This window comes from Aquibacillus halophilus (genome assembly GCF_009649745.1).
In the GTDB taxonomy this organism is placed as follows: domain Bacteria; phylum Bacillota; class Bacilli; order Bacillales; family Amphibacillaceae; genus Aquibacillus; species Aquibacillus halophilus.
The window spans coordinates 1-281 of record NZ_WJNG01000052.1; the positions used below are offsets into that span (position 1 = coordinate 1).

Below are 281 nucleotides of genomic sequence, written 5' to 3' on the forward strand. Positions count from 1 at the left end.
GGTGCTTTTCACCTTTCCCTCACGGTACTGGTTCACTATCGGTCACTAGGAAGTATTTAGCCTTGGGAGATGGTCCTCCCGGATTCCGACGGAATTTCTCGTGTTCCGCCGTACTCAGGATCCACTCTGGAGGAAACACTTTTTCAATTACAGGGCTCTTACCTTCTTTGGCTGACCGTTCCAGGTCGATTCATTTAAAGCGTTTCTTTGTAACTCCGTATAGAGTGTCCTACAACCCCAGAAAGCAAGCTTTCTGGTTTGGGCTGATTCCGTTTCGCTCG

The 281-nt window shown here is 48.8% G+C and carries 1 rRNA gene; it reads right to left on the reverse strand.

The annotated features are described in order from the left end of the window. A 23S ribosomal RNA gene (locus tag GH741_RS21495) occupies positions 1-281 on the reverse strand; the annotation flags it as partial.